24 protein-coding genes are annotated in these 22,895 nt (G+C 26.9%); 16 read left to right on the forward strand and 8 right to left on the reverse strand.

Annotated elements, in window-relative coordinates; all coding sequences use genetic code 11:
* The first annotated feature begins 526 nt into the window (after positions 1-526).
* From bioD to ACQPUW_RS04685, 6 genes are all read left to right on the forward strand, one after another.
* Entirely contained in the window at positions 527-1,237 is a 711-nt protein-coding gene (gene bioD, locus ACQPUW_RS04660) for a dethiobiotin synthase (protein ID WP_430836330.1), read from the forward strand.
* Between the two features lie 201 nt (positions 1,238-1,438).
* Positions 1,439-2,314: a cation diffusion facilitator family transporter gene (locus ACQPUW_RS04665; RefSeq protein ID WP_430836331.1), complete on the forward strand. Its 876-nt coding sequence runs from the start codon at positions 1,439-1,441 to the stop codon at positions 2,312-2,314.
* 355 nt (positions 2,315-2,669) lie between these two features.
* Positions 2,670-2,984 (forward strand): PTS lactose/cellobiose transporter subunit IIA, encoded by a 315-nt coding sequence (locus ACQPUW_RS04670; RefSeq protein WP_430836332.1) that lies wholly within the window; start codon positions 2,670-2,672, stop codon positions 2,982-2,984.
* Positions 2,985-3,431: 447 nt separating this feature from the next.
* Positions 3,432-4,235: a MerR family transcriptional regulator gene (locus tag ACQPUW_RS04675; RefSeq protein WP_430836333.1), complete on the forward strand. Its 804-nt coding sequence runs from the start codon at positions 3,432-3,434 to the stop codon at positions 4,233-4,235.
* 55 nt (positions 4,236-4,290) lie between these two features.
* Positions 4,291-5,436, forward strand: a complete 1,146-nt coding sequence (locus ACQPUW_RS04680) for an agmatine deiminase family protein (protein WP_430836334.1) — start codon at positions 4,291-4,293, stop codon at positions 5,434-5,436.
* Positions 5,437-5,699: 263 nt separating this feature from the next.
* Positions 5,700-6,737 carry a hypothetical protein gene (locus ACQPUW_RS04685; RefSeq protein ID WP_430836335.1) on the forward strand — a complete coding sequence of 346 codons (1,038 nt, stop codon included), beginning with the start codon at positions 5,700-5,702 and terminating at the stop codon, positions 6,735-6,737.
* A gap of 40 nt (positions 6,738-6,777) precedes the next feature.
* Here ACQPUW_RS04685 and ACQPUW_RS04690 read toward each other — a convergent pair whose 3' ends face one another.
* A complete protein-coding gene (locus tag ACQPUW_RS04690) occupies positions 6,778-7,047 on the reverse strand; it encodes a hypothetical protein (protein WP_430836336.1) in 270 nt (89 codons plus the stop codon).
* A 161-nt stretch (positions 7,048-7,208) separates the two neighbouring features.
* Between ACQPUW_RS04690 and truA the strand changes: the two genes are divergently transcribed.
* Complete coding sequence (truA, locus tag ACQPUW_RS04695; RefSeq protein WP_430836337.1) at positions 7,209-7,955, forward strand: tRNA pseudouridine(38-40) synthase TruA; 747 nt, start codon at positions 7,209-7,211, stop codon at positions 7,953-7,955.
* Between the two features lie 69 nt (positions 7,956-8,024).
* Here the strand turns inward: truA and ACQPUW_RS04700 are convergent, their stop codons facing one another.
* Entirely contained in the window at positions 8,025-8,195 is a 171-nt protein-coding gene (locus ACQPUW_RS04700) for a hypothetical protein (RefSeq protein ID WP_430836338.1), read from the reverse strand.
* A 137-nt stretch (positions 8,196-8,332) separates the two neighbouring features.
* Between ACQPUW_RS04700 and ACQPUW_RS04705 the strand changes: the two genes are divergently transcribed.
* On the forward strand, positions 8,333-9,310 hold the full coding sequence (locus ACQPUW_RS04705; protein ID WP_430836339.1) for an HD domain-containing protein: 978 nt from the start codon (positions 8,333-8,335) through the stop codon (positions 9,308-9,310).
* A gap of 40 nt (positions 9,311-9,350) precedes the next feature.
* On the opposite strand, the gene ACQPUW_RS04710 is transcribed toward ACQPUW_RS04705, so the two are convergent.
* On the reverse strand, positions 9,351-10,535 hold the full coding sequence (locus ACQPUW_RS04710; protein ID WP_430836340.1) for a class I SAM-dependent methyltransferase: 1,185 nt from the start codon (positions 10,533-10,535) through the stop codon (positions 9,351-9,353).
* Between the two features lie 482 nt (positions 10,536-11,017).
* Between ACQPUW_RS04710 and ACQPUW_RS04715 the strand changes: the two genes are divergently transcribed.
* The 5 genes from ACQPUW_RS04715 (at position 11,018) to ACQPUW_RS04735 (ending at position 16,054) form a co-directional block, all read left to right on the forward strand.
* Entirely contained in the window at positions 11,018-11,605 is a 588-nt protein-coding gene (locus tag ACQPUW_RS04715; protein WP_430836341.1) for a DUF5105 domain-containing protein, read from the forward strand.
* Between the two features lie 94 nt (positions 11,606-11,699).
* Positions 11,700-12,566, forward strand: coding sequence for a radical SAM protein (locus ACQPUW_RS04720; RefSeq protein ID WP_430836342.1), 867 nt, complete (start codon positions 11,700-11,702; stop codon positions 12,564-12,566).
* Between the two features lie 226 nt (positions 12,567-12,792).
* The gene (locus tag ACQPUW_RS04725; protein WP_430836343.1) at positions 12,793-13,260 is read left to right on the forward strand and encodes a hypothetical protein; all 468 of its coding nucleotides are present in this window, start codon (positions 12,793-12,795) and stop codon (positions 13,258-13,260) included.
* A 121-nt stretch (positions 13,261-13,381) separates the two neighbouring features.
* Positions 13,382-14,542: an alanine racemase gene (alr, locus tag ACQPUW_RS04730; RefSeq protein WP_430836344.1), complete on the forward strand. Its 1,161-nt coding sequence runs from the start codon at positions 13,382-13,384 to the stop codon at positions 14,540-14,542.
* A gap of 54 nt (positions 14,543-14,596) precedes the next feature.
* Positions 14,597-16,054 carry a PLP-dependent aminotransferase family protein gene (locus tag ACQPUW_RS04735; RefSeq protein WP_430837276.1) on the forward strand — a complete coding sequence of 486 codons (1,458 nt, stop codon included), beginning with the start codon at positions 14,597-14,599 and terminating at the stop codon, positions 16,052-16,054.
* 36 nt (positions 16,055-16,090) lie between these two features.
* On the opposite strand, the gene ACQPUW_RS04740 is transcribed toward ACQPUW_RS04735, so the two are convergent.
* The 3 genes from ACQPUW_RS04740 to ACQPUW_RS04750 all read right to left on the reverse strand — a co-directional run bounded on the left by ACQPUW_RS04740 (position 16,091) and on the right by ACQPUW_RS04750 (position 18,434).
* Complete coding sequence (locus ACQPUW_RS04740; protein ID WP_430836345.1) at positions 16,091-16,873, reverse strand: MBL fold metallo-hydrolase; 783 nt, start codon at positions 16,871-16,873, stop codon at positions 16,091-16,093.
* A 115-nt stretch (positions 16,874-16,988) separates the two neighbouring features.
* Positions 16,989-17,636 carry a PspA/IM30 family protein gene (locus tag ACQPUW_RS04745; RefSeq protein ID WP_430836346.1) on the reverse strand — a complete coding sequence of 216 codons (648 nt, stop codon included), beginning with the start codon at positions 17,634-17,636 and terminating at the stop codon, positions 16,989-16,991.
* A gap of 87 nt (positions 17,637-17,723) precedes the next feature.
* Positions 17,724-18,434, reverse strand: coding sequence for a hypothetical protein (locus ACQPUW_RS04750; protein ID WP_430836347.1), 711 nt, complete (start codon positions 18,432-18,434; stop codon positions 17,724-17,726).
* Between the two features lie 154 nt (positions 18,435-18,588).
* Here ACQPUW_RS04750 and ACQPUW_RS04755 point away from each other — a divergent pair, with 154 nt between their 5' ends.
* Positions 18,589-19,278: a hypothetical protein gene (locus ACQPUW_RS04755; protein ID WP_430836348.1), complete on the forward strand. Its 690-nt coding sequence runs from the start codon at positions 18,589-18,591 to the stop codon at positions 19,276-19,278.
* Between the two features lie 115 nt (positions 19,279-19,393).
* On the opposite strand, the gene ACQPUW_RS04760 is transcribed toward ACQPUW_RS04755, so the two are convergent.
* On the reverse strand, positions 19,394-19,588 hold the full coding sequence (locus ACQPUW_RS04760; RefSeq protein ID WP_430836349.1) for a hypothetical protein: 195 nt from the start codon (positions 19,586-19,588) through the stop codon (positions 19,394-19,396).
* 219 nt (positions 19,589-19,807) lie between these two features.
* Between ACQPUW_RS04760 and ACQPUW_RS04765 the strand changes: the two genes are divergently transcribed.
* Both ACQPUW_RS04765 and ACQPUW_RS04770 read left to right on the forward strand, forming a co-directional pair.
* The gene (locus tag ACQPUW_RS04765; protein ID WP_430836350.1) at positions 19,808-21,085 is read left to right on the forward strand and encodes an alkaline phosphatase family protein; all 1,278 of its coding nucleotides are present in this window, start codon (positions 19,808-19,810) and stop codon (positions 21,083-21,085) included.
* Positions 21,078-21,467 (forward strand): DUF2809 domain-containing protein, encoded by a 390-nt coding sequence (locus tag ACQPUW_RS04770; RefSeq protein WP_430836351.1) that lies wholly within the window; start codon positions 21,078-21,080, stop codon positions 21,465-21,467. Before ACQPUW_RS04765 ends, ACQPUW_RS04770 begins: the two co-directional genes overlap by 8 nt.
* A gap of 49 nt (positions 21,468-21,516) precedes the next feature.
* Here the strand turns inward: ACQPUW_RS04770 and ACQPUW_RS04775 are convergent, their stop codons facing one another.
* Entirely contained in the window at positions 21,517-22,842 is a 1,326-nt protein-coding gene (locus ACQPUW_RS04775) for an MATE family efflux transporter (RefSeq protein ID WP_430836352.1), read from the reverse strand.
* Positions 22,843-22,895: the final 53 nt, after the last annotated feature.

The following is a 22,895-nucleotide window of genomic DNA, read 5'->3' on the forward strand; positions in this document are numbered from 1 at the left end:
AATATTGTTTAATATAAATAAATTATTAATAGCTAAGCATTTCAATGCTTAGCTATTTATTTTAAATAAATAGTAATAATAGAAGAAACATAGTAGGAAGAAATAAAAGCAGTAAAAAGCAAGTTGAATTTTATTTTAATATTTTCTGTTAATAATACTATATAAGTATAAAACAAATATTTCATAAGAGGGTTAATTTTATGAAAAAGAATTGGATTATAGAAATTACTAAAAATAATGATAAACTATCATATAAGGGAAAGTAGGAATTTAGTTATTATAATAAACTTTTAAATTTATAAAGCAAATTAAGTATTATAGAAGGTTAAATTAAAAGTTTGTAAATAAAGTGTGAACATGTGGGAAAAGTCTCAAAATGATGATAGACTATTGTAAAAGGTAAAATAAGTTTAGAATTTAGAGTGAGTAAATTTAGAATTTATAATGTAATTTTAGTAGTATAGAAGATTAAATTAATAATTTACTTATAGCAAATATATGGCTTTAACAAATAGTAGGATTGAAGGTGAAGATAGTGAGAAGTGGAATATTTGTAACAGGAACAGATACAGAAGTAGGAAAGACGTTTATTTCCTCATTATTAGTAAAGGGATTAAGAGATTATGGAATTGATGCGGGATATTTTAAAGGGGTATTAAGTGGTGCTATAGAGATGGATGGTAAGTTAATACCTGGAGATGCACATGAAGTTTGTGAAATGTCTGGACTTAAAGAGGAGTATAACAATATGGTTTCATATACATTAAGAAATCCATATTCACCACATTTAGCAGCGCATATTGAAGAGGTTGATATAAACTTACAGAAAATTATATCCGATTATAAAAATATGATGGAGAAATATGAGTTTTTAGTGGTAGAAGGTAGTGGAGGTATTGTCTGTCCAATAAAAATAGAAGGAGACGAAATAATACTTCTAGAAGATATTATAAGAGATTTAGGATTATCTACTATATTAGTTGCAAGAGCTAGTCTTGGAACTATAAATCATACAATACTTACTGTAAATCATTTAAAGAATATTGGAATAGAAGTTAAAGGAATAATAATAAATGGATATGATGAAGATGATATAATACATAAGAATAATAAGAAAGTAATTGAGAGACTTACAGGTATAACAAATATATGTACAGTATCAAATATGGATAAAAATAGTATTGATGAAGGAACTGTATTAAATATTCTTAGATTAATGAAGAAGGCTAATATATAAATAACAGGTTTTATATGGAGAGATTTAATGCAAAAATAAAAAAATTATATAAATAAAAGAGTAACATTTAGATACTCTTTTTTTGATTGATAAATGATTTGTTTTATCAATTGATAATAATTAATTCTAGATTAAATTATGGCAAAATAGAGCATTTGAGCATACAATATATTATCAGTTGATAATAAAGGGGTAAGTCTTATGGAAAAAAGGTATAGTGAATCTAATAAAGTAACGGTAATCTCTATAGTGCTAAATATATTTCTAACAATAATAAAGATTTTTGCAGGTATAATAGGGAAATCTAATGCAATAATAGCAGATGGTTTACATTCTGCATCGGACATAGTAACTTCAATAGGAGTATTAATTGGAAATAAAATATCTAGAAAGCCTAAAGATGTTGAGCATCAATATGGACATGAGAAGGCTGAGACTCTAGTGGCCTTTATACTATCTACGGTTTTAATAATTGTAGCTTTAGATATAGGAATACAAGGAATAAAAGCTTTGCTTAATCCTAGTACTTTAAGTACTCCAACTATTCTGCCACTTATAGTATCAGTAATATCTGTATTAGTAAAAGAATACCAGTATCGAATAACAATAAAAGTAGCTAAGAAAATAAATTCACCATCTTTAAAGGCAGATGCTTGGCATCATAGGTCTGACGCATTATCATCAGTAGCAGCCTTTATAGGAATTGGAGGTGCAATTTTAGGCTTTAAGATACTTGACCCTATTGCCTCAATTACAGTAGCTTTAGTAGTAGTAAAAGTAGGTGTTGATATATTCAAAACATCTTGTAATGAATTAATGGATACATCTATTAATCCTAAAGATTTAGAGCTTATAAATTCAATTGCAAATAACTATAGTGATATAAGAGGAATTAGTAATATAAAATCAAGAAAGCATGGGTCGTATGCATATATTGATATGAGTATATTAATTGATTGCAATAAAACATTATATAGTGCTCATGAAATTTCTCATAAATTAGAAAAGCTTATAATATCAGAATTACCTTATATTAAAGAGATAAATATTCATATAGAACCATATTCAAAAGGTTAAATTTGGTAATATAAATAACAGCTTTATATATTTAGGTTTTAGAGCATCATTTTTATGATGCTCTTTTATGTATGTAAATTTGTATTTAGATATATATTTTATAGATTTTGTAGACTGTGATAAAAATGCAAATATTATGTGCCTATAGTTATATTGTGTAGAATTAAGTGTGTATTATAAGAAACTTTTATATAAAGCTAGTATAAAAATAAAGCACACTTAATAAAGAATGGAATTATTATAAATTTATAAAATGAAAAAAGTTAGTAATAATAATGGGTTTATAGTATGCATAAAAAATGGCATAAGTATTGCTAGTAATATAAATAAAATATAACTAGAAAGAGGGATTAATATGGATAATTTAGAATTAATATCTTTTCAAATAATAAGCAATGTAGGAGAAGCTAAATCACATTTATTTGAAGTTTTAGAGCTGTCAAGAGAAGAAAAATTTGAGGAAGCAGAGAATAAAATAAAAGAGGCTGAAGAATCAATATTAAAAGCACATGAGTCACATTTTTCTTTAATACAAGAAGAAGCAAGTGGAAATAAGGTTAGTATATCAATGCTTTTAATGCATGCTGAAGATCAGCTTATGAATGTAGAGATGCTAAAAACATTTGCAAATGAGATGATTTTAACTCATAAGAAATATAGTAATAAATAATTATTAATATAATACATAGATAAATTATTAAGTATTACAAGTGAAGTGCATCCAAAATGTTAGATAAAGTTTATAACATTTTGAGGTGCATTTTTCATGTCAAAATATTCTTATTATGAAAAGTTAGAAGCTGTTAAAGAGTTATTGAATGTTATATGTCTTGAGGGCAAAGTGCAAAGATATTAGGAACAACTTCTGAATAGATACGAAGATGGGTTAAAAGATATGAAAAGTTTGTTCATATAGGATTGAAGCTAAAAAAGGAACTTATTCTGGCGATTTTAAATTTTCTGTACTAAAATATATGCAAGAGAATCATTTATCACTATCGGAGACAGCAGTTATCATATTAAGTGCAACACATAAAATGGGTAAAAAAATATCGTAAGCGTATTTTAAATCTAGATAGTATAAAATAATTAATAAAGTAAACAAAAGAGGTGTTGTATGTATAAAATAGGAGAAGCTTCAAACATAACTAAAATATCAACTCGTATGCTTAGGTACTATGATAAGGAAAATATATTAAAACCTAGTTATATAGGTGATAATGGATATAGATATTACACAGATGAAGATTTTAGTATAATATCAAAAATAAAAAATTTAAGAAGATATTACTTTTCTTATGAAGAAATAAAAGACATACTAGATAATAATAAATATGAGAGTATGGATATATACATAAATAAGATTGAAGAAATAAAGAAGAATATAAATAAATATGGACATTTAATTTCAGAGTTAGAAGAAAAAAAGAAAATAAAAGAGATAAATGTAATTATAAATAATTACGATGTTAACGTATGTGAAAAGCAACCATTTAAAGCTTTATGCAAAAAAGCCACTATCAATTGTGAAGATATAGAAAAATTTATAGAATCATCATATAGTATAATTTCAAAAAATAAGGTTACTAAACTAGGAGCTTATTATGTGATGTTTTATCAAAATGAAAATTTAGATGAAAATATATTTGAAATAGAATATTATCAACCTATCATAAATCATAAAAAAATAGATGGTTTTGATACTAAAATAGTTGAAGAAAATACATATATTAGCACAACTCATTATGGGTCTTATGAAATGCTAAGTGATGCATACAGTGCTTTATATAACTGGTCTAGAAACAATAACTTTGAAATTAAAGGGAATTTTATGGAAAAATACTTTGTAGATTCTTCGTTGACTTCATCGAGTTATGAATTTGTAACTGAAGTATCTGTAAAAGTTCAAAAGTATAGTTGACCTTAACATTATGATAACCTTTATACTTAATTTATAAGAATAAGGGAGGTTTGTTATGAATAAAAAAATACTTACACTAGGTTTATCATTACCAGTACTATTAACAATAAAGGGATTTACTAATGAATATGAAATAAAAACTATTAAAGAGCAAGATAATTCTAGCTACTATATGCCACTAGAAGATGAAGAACATGAAGGAACTTGGTTACAATGGCCTCACAGTTATACTTATGGTAAAGCGTATCAAAATGGGATAGAAGAGATATGGGTAAAAATGACTAAGTATTTATCAAAATGTGAAAATGTACACATAGTAGCTTATAATAATAAAGAAAGAGATAGAATAGAGAAATTATTAGAAAAAGAAAATATTGATATGAACTATGTATATTTTTATATTTATGAGACTGATGATGTGTGGATAAGAGATAATGGACCTATATTTGTTTATAATGAAAAAGATGAACTTGCAATATTAGATTGGGGATTCAACGGTTGGGGAAAAAAGGAACCATACAAGAAATCAGATAAAATACCTAGCAAAGTGAGTATGGATTTAGGTATTAAAAATATAAGTTTAAATGAAGTAGTTTTAGAAGGAGGAGCTATGGAATTAGATGGGAATGGAACTTTCCTAGCGACCAAAAGCTCTATAATAAATAAAAATAGAAATAAAGCTTTAAGCCAAGCTGAAATAGAAGATTATATAAGACAATACTATAGTGTTGAAAAATTTATATGGTTAGACGGTGTAGTTGGCTTAGATATAACAGATTTCCATATTGATGGATTTGCAAAATTTTATGATGAGTCAACAATTATAACTTTAGACAAAGAAGGATTAAGAGATTGGGGATTGAGCCGAAAAGATATTAAAATATTATTAAATGCAACAAATGTAAATGAAGAAAAGTATGACTATGTATATCTACCACTTACAAAAAATAATGTAAAATTAAAAAATGGAAAGAACTTAGGATATCAAGGTTCATATATGAACTTCTATATAGGTAATGATGTTGTATTAGTTCCAAATTATAACGATTCTAATGATGAAATTGCAAATGAGATTATACAAGAGTTATATCCTGATAGAGAAGTTATTGGAATAGATATAAGAGAATTATATAAAGATGGTGGGATGATTCACTGTGTAACTCAACAACAGCCTATAGAATTAGCTAAAAATAAATATTAATTAGATTATAATTTCTATAGTATTTGAACTTATATTAGATAAGTATTGTAATATATATTTATATAAAAAGATTAGACAGAATTAAATTTGTGTGTATCTGTTTGCTTAAAAATACTTAAATCAAAATCATCCAATATTTGGGATTTAGATTATTTTGTACTACTTTTTATTTACCATTTAATTAGCACACAGAATAATAAATGGATATTATATAATGTTGATGAATAAAAAAGGATGTTTTAAATGATTAATGAGGTGATTATATGATCATTACAGGTATAGGGTTGCAAGTTGAAAAGGTAACTCAAGGCTCAGTAGATGATAATAAAAATATTATTTTTGATTCTATTGTAAATAATTTGAGTTCAAATATAACCTATGATTTAGAGACTGGTATAATAACAATAAATAAAAATGGTGCTTATTACATTTCATGGATGATATCAGTACAAACTGCACTAGGAAATCCGGCATTAAAATTTTCAATAATAACTTCAGACGGTAGGGAAGTTAGTTCTGGATCACCTATGAAAACTGGAGAGGTAGGTGGATTTACTCTTATAGAAATTGTTAATGCACCAGCTACAGTTAAATTAGTAAATAAAACTGGAGAGATGGTTAGCTTTGCCACATTTACTGATGTAAAATCAAATTTAATTATTTTAGAATCAGTTGAAAGTGGTATTGATCAAGCAGCTTCAAAAGGAGTAACAGGAGGACAGGGAGCGATAGGGACGACAGGAGTAACAGGAAAACAAGGATTGATGGGAACAACAGAAGCAACAGGAGAACAAGGTCTGATTGGGACAACAGGAGCAACGGGAGAGCAAGAACAAATAGGGACAACAGGAGTAACAAGAGAACAAGGATCAATAGGGCCAGTAGCTCCATATACAAAATTTGGTGGAATGATTGCTCAGACACAATTCCAAAAAGGACAGGCGATTTCAGTAAATGGAATAATTCCATTTGATACAACTATAGTTCCATTTTCAGGAATAGTGAGAAATGGAGGCTCTTTTACAATAAATACGCCAGGAGTATATTTAGTAGATTGGTCAGTAGTAGTTGGAGGAGAAACAATACTTGGAGAAATTTCAGTATCATTAAACGCAACTGAAAATAAAATTGTGACTTCAACAGTTCCAGCTGCCTTATCAGCACAATTATGCGGAAGCTCAATAGTAACAGTAGAAAATACAACTATGTTGACACTTATAAATACTAGTACAGGAGTCATTCAATTATCAGATGCAGTTTCTGTACAATGTAATATTAGAATAACAACATTAATGCCTTAGAATAGGATAAAAGGAAGTGCCGATATAAGCACTTCCTTTTTTAGCTGTTTAATATTGTATTTAAATCATCAAGTAAAACTTTAAGGTCATAAGCATCTCTTGGTATTAAGACTCTATATCTACCTTTGTCATCTTCTTCATATTTATTTTTTAAAGCACTAAAATATTTTTTAATTTCACTAGATTTTTTTTCACCTAGTTGTTTTTCTTTATCTGAATCTAAGGTAATCTTGTGGAATTTTGCTGTTTCTTTTTTTTCAGATACTCCATCTTGATTTTCAATTTTTATATAATCATTTATATTTTTCATCTATATCACCTCTAAGTATATTTTAACACTAAAAATAATATAAGATTTAAAATAACAAATTGTTTTACTATAAATTAATAATGTTCAGTTAAAAGAAACTATTATTAGTTTTATATGATATAATAATTATTATTCTAAAAGGAATTTAAGGAGACAAATAGATGAGAAATTTAAAACTTACATTACAATATGACGGAACAAGATATAAGGGTTTTCAGAAGCAAAATCAAAAAGGAAGCAATGTAGTAACTATACAAGGTAAATTAGAAAATGTTTTAAGTAAAATGACAGGTGAAGAAATAAATGTTATAGGGTGTGGTAGAACTGATAGTGGAGTTCATGCAGAAAATTATATAGCTAATTTCACAACAAATAGTATAATGACTTGTTATGAAATGTTTAAATATTTATTAGAGTATTTACCAGAGGATATAGCAATAAAATCAATTAAAGATGTTAGTGAAAGATTTCATTCAAGATATAATGTTAAATCAAAAACATACGTATACACTATAGATAATAATACATATAGAAATGTTTTTATGAAAAAATATTCATATCATATAGAGGATAAATTAGATGTAGAAAAAATGAAAGAGGCTTCTAAGATGTTAATAGGGACTCATGATTTTGAAAGTTTTACTAGCCTTAAGGGTAAGAAAAAGTCAACTATAAGAACTATAAATTATATAAATATAAATGAAAAAGATGGAATGATTGAAATTGAAGTAAATGGAAATAGCTTCATGTTAAATATGGTTAGAATATTAGCTGGAACTTTAATAGAAGTTGGATTAGATAAGATAAAGGTTAAAGATATAAATGAAATTATAGAAGCTAAGGATAGATCAAGAGCAGGATATAGAGCACCTGCACATGGGCTATGTTTAAAAGAATTACAATATTAATTAAAAGGATATGGTATAAATATTTATACCATATCCTTTATTATGTAATAAGGGTGCAATTAAAATGAGCTACTTATTGTGAGAAAGCTTTGAACGTTTAGTAAATTTCTTTCCATTAGCGTGACTACCAATTTTCTTACCATGTTCTATTCCGATTTCTGCACCTTGCTCAGAATACATTTTTCTAAGCTCAGCATTAGTTTTTGGGTGATCTTTTAATCTGTTTTTGTTATTATCCATTTCAAAAATCCTCCTTAGAGCTATAATAATGTACAAGATTAGTTTGCCTAAATATCAATATTTTATTTGCTTTAAAACAAGATTCATGTTATTAAATTTATGATAAAATAGAAGAAGTTTGTATAAGGGGGAAAGTTATGATTATAAAAGATGAAATTTATGGAAGTATAGAAATCGAACCAGTATTAGAGGAACTTTTAAATACTAAAGCTGTAAAAAGGCTTAAAAATGTACATCAAGGTGGAGCAAATTATTTAGTTAATCCTAAATGTAATGTTACACGCTATGAGCATTCTGTAGGTGTCATGATACTTATAAAAATTATGGGTGGTTCAATAGAAGAGCAAATAGCAGGACTATTACATGATATTTCTCATACTGCATTTTCCCATGTTATAGATTATGCGTTAGAATGTAGCAATGAGGATTACCATGAGAAAATATTTTTAGAAGTTATAGAAAAATCTGATATACCAACTGTTCTTAAAAAATATGGATTTGATTATAAAGATATTTTATTAAATGAAGAAAAGTGGACTATATTAGAAAGGAAAGCTCCAGATCTTTGTGCAGATAGAATTGATTATACATTAAGGGATATGTTTGCAGATGAAAAGATATCTAAAGAAGAGATTAATAAGTTTATAAATTCTTTAATTATATTCAACGGAGAAATAGTTATAGATTCATTAGATATGGCAATATGGTTTACAGAGCTTTATTATAAAGAAGTTATAGATTATTTCATGGATCCATTAAATATTTATGCTTCTGATAGATTATCTAAAGCAATAAAATTAGCAATTGATAATGGAGAAATTAAATTAAAAGATATGATGAAGACTGATGACGAGATTATAGAGAAATTAGAAAAATCTAATATAGATGAAGTAAGAAAACTTCTTTTATCATTACATAGTGGTGTAAAAGTAATAGAAGATACAAAAGAATGGGATATAGTAATTAATAATAAAATAAGATTAATAGACCCTAAAGTATATTATAAAGAAAAAGCTTTTAGAGCCAGTGAAAAGTCTGATTATATAAAAAATTTAAATAATAAAGCATATAATAGATCAAAAGAAGGTACATATGTAAAAATTATAGAGAGTTAAAGTAAAAAAAGTTGATGACTAATTGTCATCAACTTTTATATTAATCTTGGTATAGATAATCTCTAGTTAAAGGTAAATCGTTATTTACACCCTTTGAGTATAGTGTTTGATGTATATCTATAGTCCAGTAGTGGAATGCAGCTGCACATGAAGCTAAGTAAATGTACCACATTCTTAAGAATCTTTCATCAAACATTTCTCTTTCTTCAGCCATATGTTCTTCAAAGTTTTTAAGCCATTCTTGTAATGTCTTCATGTAGTGAAGTCTTAAACTTTCTACATCAAGAACATGGAAATTAATGTCTCCAGCAATGCTAATTTCTTCTCTTAGAGTTGGGATATATCCACCTGGGAATATATAAGTAGTTATCCACTTGTTACCTTCAGTTTCAACTAAGTTTGTTATATTGTGAAGTAGGAATAATCCACCTTCTTTTAAAACAGCATCAACATTTTTATAGAATAATGGAATGTTTGCATGACCAACGTGTTCTACCATACCTACACTTACTACTCTATCAAAAACTAATCCAGATTTAGCTAAATCTCTATAGTCCATTAATTTAACTGTAACTAAATCTTCAAGACCTTCTTCTTTAATTCTTTGAGTTGCTTTTGCAAATTGTTCTTCGCTTAAAGTTATACCCATAGCTTTAACTTTATAAAGTTTAGCAGCTTCTATTATAAGGTATCCCCATCCGCATCCAATATCAAGAAGTGATTGTCCTTCTTGTAAGTTTAATTTCTTTAATATATGATGTATTTTATTCATCTGAGCATCATAAAGAGTGTCATTTTCATTTTTAAAATATCCACATGAATAACTCATCGTTTTATCTAGCCATAAACTATAGAAGTCATTTCCTATATCATAGTGATGTGCTATATCTTTTTTTGATTTTAAAAGTGAAGGAGCTTTAATTTTTCCAGCAAGCTTTAATAAGATGCTTTCATTTAAGAAACTATCTTTGTTTCTCATCATGCTTTCAAATATTTCTTGTGGATCTCCTTCAAAATCTATATCTCCATCCATATAAGCTTCACCTAAAGCCACACTAGCATCAGATAATAAATCTTTTTTACTTGGGAATTTATTTATAACTATAGTGAACTTTGGTTCGCCTTCACCAATTTGTGTTATTTCTCCATCCCATAATTTTAAATTGAAAGTTTCGTCAGCTAAATGTTTAGCGAATGACTTTACTATACTTTTATTCATTTCCATGTTTTACACCTCATTTGTTTAACTGTACCTTGAAAATTATAGCCCTTATCAGTTTTTACTTTAATTCCTAAAATTATTCGCATATAACTATTTTTGTTAATGTAAATGATATCTTAAGTGAAATGCTATTAAAATCTTAAGTTTACTCTGGTTTACTAATTTTGAATATTATTTGAATGAGGAGAAAATGCTTAAATAGGAGCTTGTAAAGGTAATACCAATTTTGAAGTTTCAAAAAATACATATAATAAGTTTTTGTGAATATTGTGGTAAAATTTTTAGGTAATTCTTAAATTGTAGATACATATCGTAGTTTATATGAATATTATTCGATAAATATGAAATAAAATTAATAATGGTTAACAAATATATATTTAGATGAATAATAAGTATAGATTGTAAATAAATTAACCTAGTATAACAAAATATTAGAAAATATATTAATATATATATGTAAACAAAGAATATAGGGGGAATTAAATATGAAAAAAATAATAGCTTTATTACTTTCAAGCATGCTTGCCTTTACATTAGTTGCTTGTGGAGGGGAGAAGCCAAGTGCTGTTGTAGATAAATTCTATACAGCTTTAAAGGAATGTAACAAAGATGAATTGAAAACATTAACTAATAAGGATTTAGTTAAAGAGGCTACTAAAACAGAGATAACAAAAGAGCAAGAGGATACAATAAAAAAGGTTCTTTCAAGTATTAATTTTAAAATAATGGGTACTGATGAAAAAGATAACGAGGCTACAGTAGATGTGGAAGTAACAGCAATTGATGGTAATGATATAGCAACTAAGTATATTAAATCAAGTCTGCAAACTTCATTAGAAGCTTCTTTAAAAGGGGAAAGTGAAGAAGAAATAACTAAGAAATGTAGCGATATTCTAATAAAACTACTTAATGAAAAAGATTTAAAAAAGTCTACTCAAACTATTAAAGTTAATTTAGAGAAAGTAGATGGAGAGTGGAAGATAAAAGACCCTGAAAATGTACTTTTAGAAACATTTAATTTAAAAAATATGTCAGACTTCTTTAAGGAGTTTTCAGAGAATAAGCAAAAGTAATTAAATTACACTCACATAATATATTGTACAATTTATTATGTGAGTGTTTTTATATATAATAATAAATAAAATATATTTAAAGGAGATTAATGTTATGTATGATATGCCATTATATAGACCACCAAGTGAAGCTTATAGTCTTATTATTCAGGTGACACTTGGATGCTCTCATAATAAATGTAATTTTTGTAGCATGTATAAGACTAAAAGATTTTCAATAAAAGAATTAGATATAATAAAGAAGGAAATAGATGAATTTAGAAGAATGTACGACAATGTAGAAAGAATTTTCTTAGCAGATGGGGATGCTTTAATCATTCCTATGGAAAATCTTAGAGAAATATTAAAATATATAAATAAGGTTTTTCCAGAATGCAAGAGAGTAACTATGTATGCTTCTCCAAAATCAATTAAGAACAAAACACTAAATGAATTAATTGAACTAAATAAGTTAGGATTAAAAATGGTGTATATGGGAATAGAGAGTGGAAGTGAAGTAGTATTAGAAGAAATAAATAAAGGTGCAACTAGAGACGAGTTAATAGATTCAGGCAAAAAAATAAAAGAAAGTGGGATACTTTTATCAGCTACAGTAATTGCTGGTATTGGAGGAAAGACTTATTCCCATATTCACGCAAAGGATACTGGAAGTTTAATAAGTAAGATTTCACCAAATTATTTAGGGGTCTTAAGTCTTATGGTGGAAGAAAATACTGATATTTATGATGATATTAAAGAGGGTAGATTCCAGCTATTAAACAGTATAGAGATATTAAAAGAAATAAAAGAATTACTTATTAACATAAATACAGAAGAGAAAATAATATTTAGAAGTAACCACGCTTCTAATTATGTAAGTCTAAAGGGAACATTAATGGAGGATAAAAATAGACTTATTTATGATATAGACTGCTGCATTAAAAATCATAAATTAGCAAAAGAAGAAGATAGAAGATTATAAAATTACTGCTCTTAAAAATAAGAGCAGATTTTTTAAAAAAGTTAATTGTAAAATATTTCCTGATAAAATATAATATAAATATAAAGTAAAGTTTGATAAAGGATTAATGAATAAGATAAGGAACTTAAAGGGTTAAGAAAGGTATAGGGGGAATAGGAGTGAAAAAATGAATTAGGTGAAAAATTTATGGGGTAATAGAAATATTATGTTTAATAGGAGTGGAAAAATGAATTATAAGTATAAAAAAAGTATGTATATGATAGTACTTGTTATGATTATGGTTTTTATTGTGGGTTGTACTCCTAAGAGTGAAGAGTTTAGTATTAATGATTTGGCATACAGTATGGAAGAGAGAAATTATGAATTTGAAATTATAAATGCAGAAGATGACTTCCTATCAGGTGATAAAAAAATACTAAAGATAGATAAAGAACAGATAGATATATATGTATATAAAAATAATAAAGCTATGGAAAAGGATGCAAGCTGTATAGGAAATGTCAGTGAATACAATAATGGAAAAGAAAGCGTTAAAGTAGATTGGGTAGCAACACCTCATTTTTTTAAACATGGCAACATAATAGTTATTTATGTTGGTGAAAATATAGAAATTATAAGTTCATTAACTGAGATATTTGGAAGAGAATTTACAAATGATAATCATGAGGATATAAAGGCTAAGGAGAATAGTTAAATTGTATATTTTAAATTAGAGAACCACTAGGAGGAAAAAAATGCTTCTTAGTGGTTCTTCATTTCTAGGTGGACATTAATATAATAGTATTATAGGATTATATATTAAGAGGTGATTTTTAATGGAGAGGATTATAAGACCTGTATGGGCTGAAATAGATTTAGATAAAATAGCATTTAATATGAGAAACATTAAAAAACTTGCAAAAGATAAAGAGGTAATAGCAGTAATAAAAGCAGATGCTTACGGCCATGGAGCTGTAGAGATTGCTGAAGTTTTATTAGAAAATGGAGCTTCAAGATTTGCTGTTGCAATAATAACAGAGGCTATAGAGCTTAGAGAAAGTGGTATTAAAGCACCAATTATGATATTAGGATATACACCTATAGAGTTTGGAGAAGACTTAATAAAATATGATATAGAACAAACAGTATATGATTTAGAATATGTAAAACAATTATCAGAGATAGCTTTAAAAATGGGTAAAAAAGCTAAGGTTCATATTGCATTAGATACAGGAATGGGAAGAATAGGATTTATGCCAGATGATAATAGTTTAAATGAAGTTTTAGAAATTGCTTCTTTAGATGGTATAGAAATAGTAGGCATATTCACTCATTTTTCAACAGCTGATGAAGAAGATAAAGAATATACTAATTATCAATTCTCAAAAATACAAAACTTTATAAAAATGCTTTCAAATAATGGAGTAAATATACCAATAAAGCATGTATCAAATAGTGGAGCTATAATAGATTTACCAGAGACTTATTTAGATGCAGTTAGAGCTGGAATTATATTATATGGATACTATCCTTCTGATGAAGTTAATAAAGAAAGACTTTCTATAAAACCAGCATTAACATTAAAAGCAAAGATAGGACATGTTAAAAAATTAGAAAAAGACATGTATATAAGTTATGGCAGAACATTTAAAACTGAAAGAGATAGTATAATTGCAACTCTTCCAATTGGATATGCTGATGGATATTCAAGACTTTTAAGCGGCAAAGCTAAAGTTATCGTAAATGGAAAAGTTGCAAATGTAGTAGGTAGAATATGCATGGATCAATGTATGATAGATGTTACAGATGTTGGTGAAGTTAAAGTTGGGGATGAAGTGATTATCCTTGGTGAAGATAGAGAGTTAAAGTTTAATGCCGATGATATGGCAGAACTTATTGGTACAATAAATTACGATATACTTTGTATGATAAAGCATAGAGTGCCTAGAGTATATAAAAAGAATAATGAAATAATTAAAGTTAAAAATTATTTTTAGATTAAATATAAGTTATAATATAAGGAGATGAAATTAGAGAGAGTAGGTGATTCTTTGATTTTTTCATCCTTTAAAATAAATGAGGAAGAGAAGATACATGTGCAAATAGAAAAGCACATAAAAGACAGCATAGAAAAGGGACTACTTCAAAAAGGAAGTAAGCTTCCTTCAACAAGAGAAGTTAGTAAAGTGCTTTCAATAAGTAGAAATTCTGTTATTTCAGCCTATGAGATATTAGAGAGTGAAGGTATTATAGAAAGTGTAAAAGGAAAAGGGACCTTTGTAGCTATAGAAAATAAGAGTAGTAAAGGCGACTTATATATAGATTGGGAAAATATGATAAGTGATTATGGCAATATTTGTGAAGAATTAGATGTTGTAAAGAATGAACTACCTTGGAAAAAAGGTATGATTTCTTTTAAAAGTATTGCCCCCGATGAAAGTCTTTTTGACTTAGAAGAATTTAAAAGAGCATTTTTGAATGTTTTTTCTATAGAGGGAGATAAGCTTTTAAACTATGGATATGCAAAAGGATACAAACCACTTATAGATTATTTAAAAGAGTATATGAGCAAAAAAGGAGTTTATGTAGATGGAAAAGATATATTAATAACAAATGGATTTACAGAAGGTTTTGATATATTATTAAGTACTCTTACAAATACAGGTGATATTATAGTTTGTGAGGAACCTACTCATAATACAGCAATAAAGATTATGAAATCTCATGGCCTTAATATAAAGCCTGTAAAAATGGATTCTGACGGAATAAATACGAAATTATTAGATAAAACATTAAGTGAAGAACCTGCAAAGCTTGTTTACCTAATACCTTCATATCATAATCCAACTGGAATAGTTATGAAGGGAGAAAAGAGACAAGAAGTTTATAAGATTTGCGAAAAGTATAAAGTACCAATATTAGAAGATGGATTTAATGAAGAGTTATTATATTCAAGTTCTCATGTGGCACCTCTTGCATCTCTTTGTGCAAAGGGGAATGGAATTGTATATATTGGTAGCTTTTCTAAAATACTTTTTCCAGGCCTTAGAATTGGATGGGTTTTTGGAGATGAAAAATTAATTAATAAACTAGAAAGCGTAAAGAGAGCAAGGAATATTCACTCATCATTTTTAGACCAGGCAGTATTCCATAAATATATGGAAAGTGGCGCCTTTAAAAGATATATGAAAAAAATAAGAAAGCATTATAAGGATAAGTATAACTTTACTCTTATTCAAGTGAAAAAATATATTCCTCATGAATATATACTAGGAGAAGGGGGATTACATATCTTTATAAAGCTAAAAGGCGTAAAGGGACGTGATGTCTTAGAAGAGTGCTATAAAAGAGGCGTAGTATTTATGCCTGGAGATATATTTTATAGCAATGATGATGGTTCTGAGAGAATAAGGCTTGGATTTTCTAGAGTTAGTGAAGAAGATATTGAAAAAGGAATAAAAATAATTGGAGAAGTTGTCTCTGAAATAACGGCTAAAAATAAAAATTAATACTATAGAAGTATATAACAGGTGAGGAATAATTCCTCACCTGTTTTCATCTTCATGTTTATTAATTAAAAAGTTTGGAATAGTATTAGATGGTTTAGTATAACCACATTGAAGGGAAGATTCATTTTGGTTACATAATGTATTTAATGTATTATTTTTAGGGTCTATATTTATATTAAAGATATCTTCCATCCATTTAGGTGGAGGGTCTAATTTACTAGAATCTTTTATAAATTCTCGTTTATTTTTTAATTTAAAGAAAGGATTAAGTTTTTTTAGCTGATGAAGAGAATAAGGAGGAGAGTCAGTGTAATTATGAGCTGGACATATAATAAGATGATTAGGCAATTTTGATATTTTGTATATGCTATCGTAATGGTCATCATAGTTTCCAGTAGACATATCGCTTCTTCCAGCACTATCTAAGAGAATTGTATCACCGGTTAAAAGTTTATCTTCAAATATTATACACATACTATCTAGAGTATGTCCTGGTGTATGAAAGAATTTTAGAATAATGCCATCTATATTCATGATTTCATGATTTTTAATCTTTTTATTTATTGATACACAACTTGTATGCTCATTCATTATGAATTTACAGCCTGTAATTTCTTTAAGAGATAGAGAGGCACTTATGTGATCACAATGAGTATGGGTATCTATTACAGCCTTTAAAACTCCATTTTTCTCTTTTATAATATCTAAATATTTATCTATATAGTCAAGCTTTGGATCGATTAAGACACAACTATTATTATTAGGATTCAATATAAGATAACAGCAGCAATAATCAAAGTTTAAATTATAGAATTTCATATAATTCCCCTTAAAATTGTTATACTTTAGTATATGTAAAAATTAAAGACTGGGTGAAAGATACATAATAAAAAGTCACCTAAATAAATATATAGGTGACTTTAAATATGTTTAACTATTTGTTTCTATACTTTTCAAGTTCAGCATCAAGATTATCTTTTTCAAGGGCTGCAAATTCATCATCTAATGATGGTGTTTTTAAATCAGATAATCCTTCTGCATAGCTTTCTTCTTTAGTAATTTTTCTTTCTATATCATCTAAGTTTATAGAATTACTTTTAGTCTGTACATTTGCCATTATTTCATTAACTTGCTTTGTAGCATTTGCAGTGTTAAGTCTTGCGGCAGCTTCATCTCTATAACTTCTTGTCTTAGCTATTTCATCTTGAAGTTTATTTAAGTTTTCTTTTAAAGTTTGAGCCTTTACAGCTAATTCATCATAAGATTTCTTTAGTGTTTCATATTTTTTATCTGAATCAAGCTTTAATTGAAGGGCTTTCTTTGCAAGGTCCTCATTTCCTTTGCTCATAGCTAGTCTTACTTTTTCATCATATTCTGCTGAAGCACTTTTAGCTTTTTCCATTTCTTTTTGTGTATCTTTTAGATTACCAAAAATTTGAGCTGAAGATATTTTTGCTTTGTTTAAGCTTTCCTCCATATCTCTAATCTTTTGATCTAATAATTCTATTGGATTTTCCATACTGTCAAGTGCTGAATTTGTTTTTGCTTTCATCATGTTAGATATTCTATCAAATATACCCATAAATAAGCCTCCTTTTTCTTTTGATTATTATAATTATAATGCTTAATCTATTTAAAGCAATCGATATGAATTATAATTCATAAATTATTAATTAAAGAAGAAATAATATATAACAAATATTATAATTGCAATAACGCAAAGAATTACTATTGCCTTAAATATAAATGACATTCCTCTTGAATGACCAAATGATGAGAAGCCTGGTATAAAGCTAAAGCTTCTTCTTCCATAATTATAATCGCCCGTATTCATATTAGGACTTTGGCTAGTTCCAGAATTATTATTGCTACTATTGTTTTCGTTATTATTATTTGAATTTCCATTAGTAGTATTATTAGGACCATTATTATTATATTTATCGGATGTATTAAACTTAGAGTTTACCTTATCATTTGAGTTAGTAGAACTCTTTGGGTTACTATATTTATCAGATGTATTAAACCTAGAATTTGATTTAGTACTCGATGAAGAACTAGTAGATCCTCCCTCACTGCTAGAAGGTGAACTACTATAATGTGATGAACTTCTAAATCCAAGTTCGTATGCATATACAGGATTTTTCTTATTATCATATCCATTTGATGTATTAAACTTTGAGTTTGATTTAATATTTGATGAAGAAATAATAGAACTGTCACTTAAAGAGGATGAACTATTATTGCATGATAAACTATTATTACTTAATGAACTTTTAAAAGTAGCTGCATTTACGGGAGTAGCAGTGAATAGAATATTTGCTAAAAAAAGTACAGTAAATAAAACAAGAAATTTAATGATTATATTTTTATTGTTTTTCATTAATATTTAAGCTCCTTCCTAAAATACCGTTAAATTTAATTTACTATAAAAAACATACAATTATAAAAACAATCTATTAACATTTTGTTTTATTTTGTTAAATTCACATTTAAACAATGGAAAAAGTATTAAAATTGATAAGAGGTGAAGCATAATGAATATAGATAAGGCTAAAGATATTATAAAAAGTGAAAAAGATCACTTAGGAGAGGATTATACTAATATAACCTTTTCTATAAATGATATTATGGAGTTTGAAGAAGGTACAGATATAAAAACAAGATATTTTGTTAAGAATATAAAGATACTTGATAAATATATGGAGATGTTAGATCAAGGAGAAAGTAAATTAAACAAAAAGAAAAAAGTATTATTTTTTACTGTAAATGACGCTGATTCAAATGAGATAAATAATGTAGTTAATGAAGTATTAGATTATAAGAAAAAATATGAGAATGTTATAGAAAAGCTTAGATGCTGTTCTAAGTGTCAGTGTTTAAAATGTTTAAGAAATTGTCCATTTCATGCTTGTTTGTCATGTGGACAAAAGGGTAGGGTAACTGAATGTGATAAAGAAAAGTATAATATAACTATGTTTGAAAATACTTATGCAAACTTATATAATTCTGAAACAAATGCATATGATTCAGTTGAAGTACTTGGACAAGTGGACATACTTACAGAGAAAACATCCTTTAGAGTAATTAATTCAAATGGAGATTTTTTAATTCTTACATATGTTCATGATATGCAAGGTAAGGACAATTACGGTGCTGTTAATGATAAGGAAGTGTTTAATTTTATAGCAGATCTTTATGAGAGAAATGTTGAAGATTTAGTATAAATATTAGTATAAATAAAAGAGGAGCCTCTAAGTAAACTTGCTTAGAGGCTCTTCTTTTGGTGTAAAAATTCTTAAGATATTTAACTGTTAAGAAATAGTATCCATCTTTTAAAGTTTATTTCTCATTTTCTTTAAATGGAAACAGTAATCCTAAAAGTGAGAAAACTAATCCAGTAAGCATAATTGAAAGTATTTTTGTAATTTTAAAAACTTCTGTATATGCTCCTTCTGAATAAAAAATAGTAAAAATAGTATTAGAACATATGATTAATAATATCCCAATTACTATAAGTGTTATTTTCTTTTTCATATATTCCTCCTAGCATTAACTGAAAAAACTTATATAGAATATATATGAGTATTTTATGAAATTATATATATTATTATTTTTATTTAAATAATAAAAAACCTCTAATGCATATTGCTTATAGTATAAATTGAAAAAATAAGTATTAAAAAAGCATATTAAACATATAGGAAGATAATAATGATATAATTAAGTAATCTTATTATAGAAAAGGTGATTAATTTGATAAATGAAAATTCCATTAGAAAGGTAAAGAAGAGTTATTATAAAGATTTTAGAATTCCTCTTTATGATAGTTACTGTTTCTCTAATATACCAAATACAATAAAAAATTTATTTGGTATAGAAAATAAAAATGGACTCCCAATTGATACACTAGGAGGAGAAAGAGTTAAATCAAACAAAGTAATATTCTTACTTATAGATGCTTTTGGTTGGAGCTTTTATGAAAAATATAAAAATGATTCTAGCTTTATGAAAAAGATAGAGAAAAAAGGAGTAGTATCAAAGATAACATCACAATTTCCATCAACAACAACTGCTCATATTACAACAGCACTTACAGGATTACCCGTTTATAAGCATGGTCTTTATGAGTGGTTTTATTATGAAAATGAAGTTGATGATATAATAACAGCCTTTCTATTTAAAGAAGCTAGGTCTAATGAATATGAAAGTTTAAAAAAGAAAAATATAGATCCTAAATCATTTCTTCCATCAGATAATATATTTAAAGAATTAAAGGGTAATGGAGTTAAGAGTAGAGTATATCAGCCGTCTTATATAAATAATAGTATTTATACTAAGACGATGTGTGACGGTGCAGATATAATCGGATATGAAAAATATGATGATTTATTCAATGGAGTTTACAATGATCTTAAGGAGAATGATGATAAAGAATATTATTATATTTATCTACCAGAAATAGATTCTGTAGCTCATGAGTTTGGGTGTAGTTCAGAAGAATTTGATTTAAAGGTAAAAGAGTTCTTAAAAAGCTTAGATAGGTTTTATGAAAATATAGAAAAGGATATAGAAGATATCTCTATATTAATTTCAGCAGATCATGGACAAATAGAAACAGATTTAAATAAAAAGAATTATTTAAATGAGATAATACCAGATATAGAAAAGTATTTAAAAAGAAATAAGAATGGAGATTTATTATCTCCAACTGGATTTTGTAGGGATTTATTTCTTATGGTAGAGGAAGAATATATATTAAAGGTTAAAGAGATTATTGATGAAAAACTTAATGATATTGTAGATGTATTTACTTATGATGATTTATTTAAAATAGGATTATTTAAAGAAGATAGTAAAAGGCTAAAGGAGAGATGTGGCAATCTTTTATTAATTCCAAAAGGAGATAATAATATATGGTGGCATGAAGAGGGAGTCTTTGATATTTCCTTAAAAGGAGTTCATGGTGGAATAAGTAAAGAGGAAATGGAGATACCATTTCTTTATTATAGAAAAGGTGAAAAAAGTGACTAAAAAAAGATTGCTATATATTATTTTAACAATAGTAACTATGATTCTTGGATTAGCTTCGAGAAAATATGGGAGTTTGTTACCAAACTTTTTAAGGGAATATTCAGGGGATGCTCTTTGGGCTTTGATGGTGTACTTTGGATTTAGTTTTGTATTTATAAAATTATCAATTAGTAAAAGAGGAATTATTGCATTAGTTTTTTCTTTTGTTATAGAGTTTTCTCAAATTTATCAAGGTGCATTGATTAATAAAATAAGAGCAACTACATTAGGTGGACTAATATTGGGTCATGGATTTTTGTTTAGCGATCTTATATGTTATGCAGTTGGAATAATTATTGGTTTAGTAATTAGTATAGTGTTAGAGAATAAAATAGGAAAATAAAAAAACTCTTTGGATTAGTGTAATCCAAAGAGTTTTTATTATATATCTTTTAAAAAGCATATATTTTTTTATATTTTTTCAAGAAAAATATAGACACTATTATCGTAGTTAACTCAGCGAAGGGAACTACTAGCCAAAGGCCATTAATATCAAATAATGGTGGCAATAATACGCATCCAAGTATAACAAATATAAATGCTCTTGCAGCAGAAATTAATGAAGATATTTTTCCGTTTGAGAAAGCGGTAAATAATCCTGAAGCAAATATATTTACACCTACAAATAAGAAGGCGAATGAAAAGATTTTTAAACCTTCTAAAGCTAAGTCAAATACTGGATCGCCAGGTTTTACAAAGATACCTACTATATTTTTAGAAAATACTATTGATATTACAAAAATTATTATTGAAGAAACTAGTATGAAAATTTCAGAGTATTTATAAGTTTCTTTTAATTTATTTGAATTATTAGCACCATAATTATAACTAATTAGTGGTGATATCCCTGAAGCAAATCCTAAGTAAGTTGAAACTAATAAAAAGTGTGCATAAAGAATTATTGTAAGAGCTGCAACACCAGTCTCTCCAGCATATTTAAGTGCAAGCATGTTAAATAAAAGTGTAGTAATACCAGTAGATAATTCAGTAACCATCTCTGAGGACCCATTAATTAATGTATTTAGTAACAGTTTAAAATCAAATACTATTTTTGTAAATTTAAGAGTAGATTTTGATGATAGGAAGTACCAAACTCCAAAAATTAAAGATATCAGTACTCCTAAAACTGTGGCAAGTGCTGCACCAGCTATACCAAGTCCTAATATTTTTATAAATACATAGTCAAATACTATATTTATAACTCCTCCAATAATAGATATATATAAGCTAAATTTAAAATCTCCATCAGTTCTTATATAATATTCTGCTAAAGATTTTAATATAAATACTGGTGTAAATAAAGCAATTATACGTCCATAAGAAATACAGTAATCAATAAGCTTATCTGTCGCTCCAAGAAAAATAGCTATATCTTTTATAAACAAAAACATTACTATTCCTGATATAAGTCCTAGTATAAGAGCAGAAAAGCTTAAAAAGGAAAAAGCTTTATTTGCTTCTTCTAATTTACCTTGTCCAAGTTTTTGTGCAATTATTGCACTTCCGCCAGTACCAAACATTACTGCTATTGCAAACACTACACTTATAATAGGAAGGACAATATTTATACTTGCTAATGCATCAGATCCGACGAATATAGATACAAATACTCCATCTATAATTGTATATAAAGATATAAATACCATTGAAACAATAGCTGGTGATACGAATTTTAAAAATTCAATAAATGTAAGTTTTTTACTAAATAAGTTTTCCATAATGATTCTCCTTTGAAGTATATAAAAGCTCTAATTCTATAAGTTTTAGTTAT

The organism is Clostridium sardiniense (assembly GCF_050584765.1).
Taxonomy (GTDB): domain Bacteria; phylum Bacillota; class Clostridia; order Clostridiales; family Clostridiaceae; genus Clostridium; species Clostridium sardiniense_A.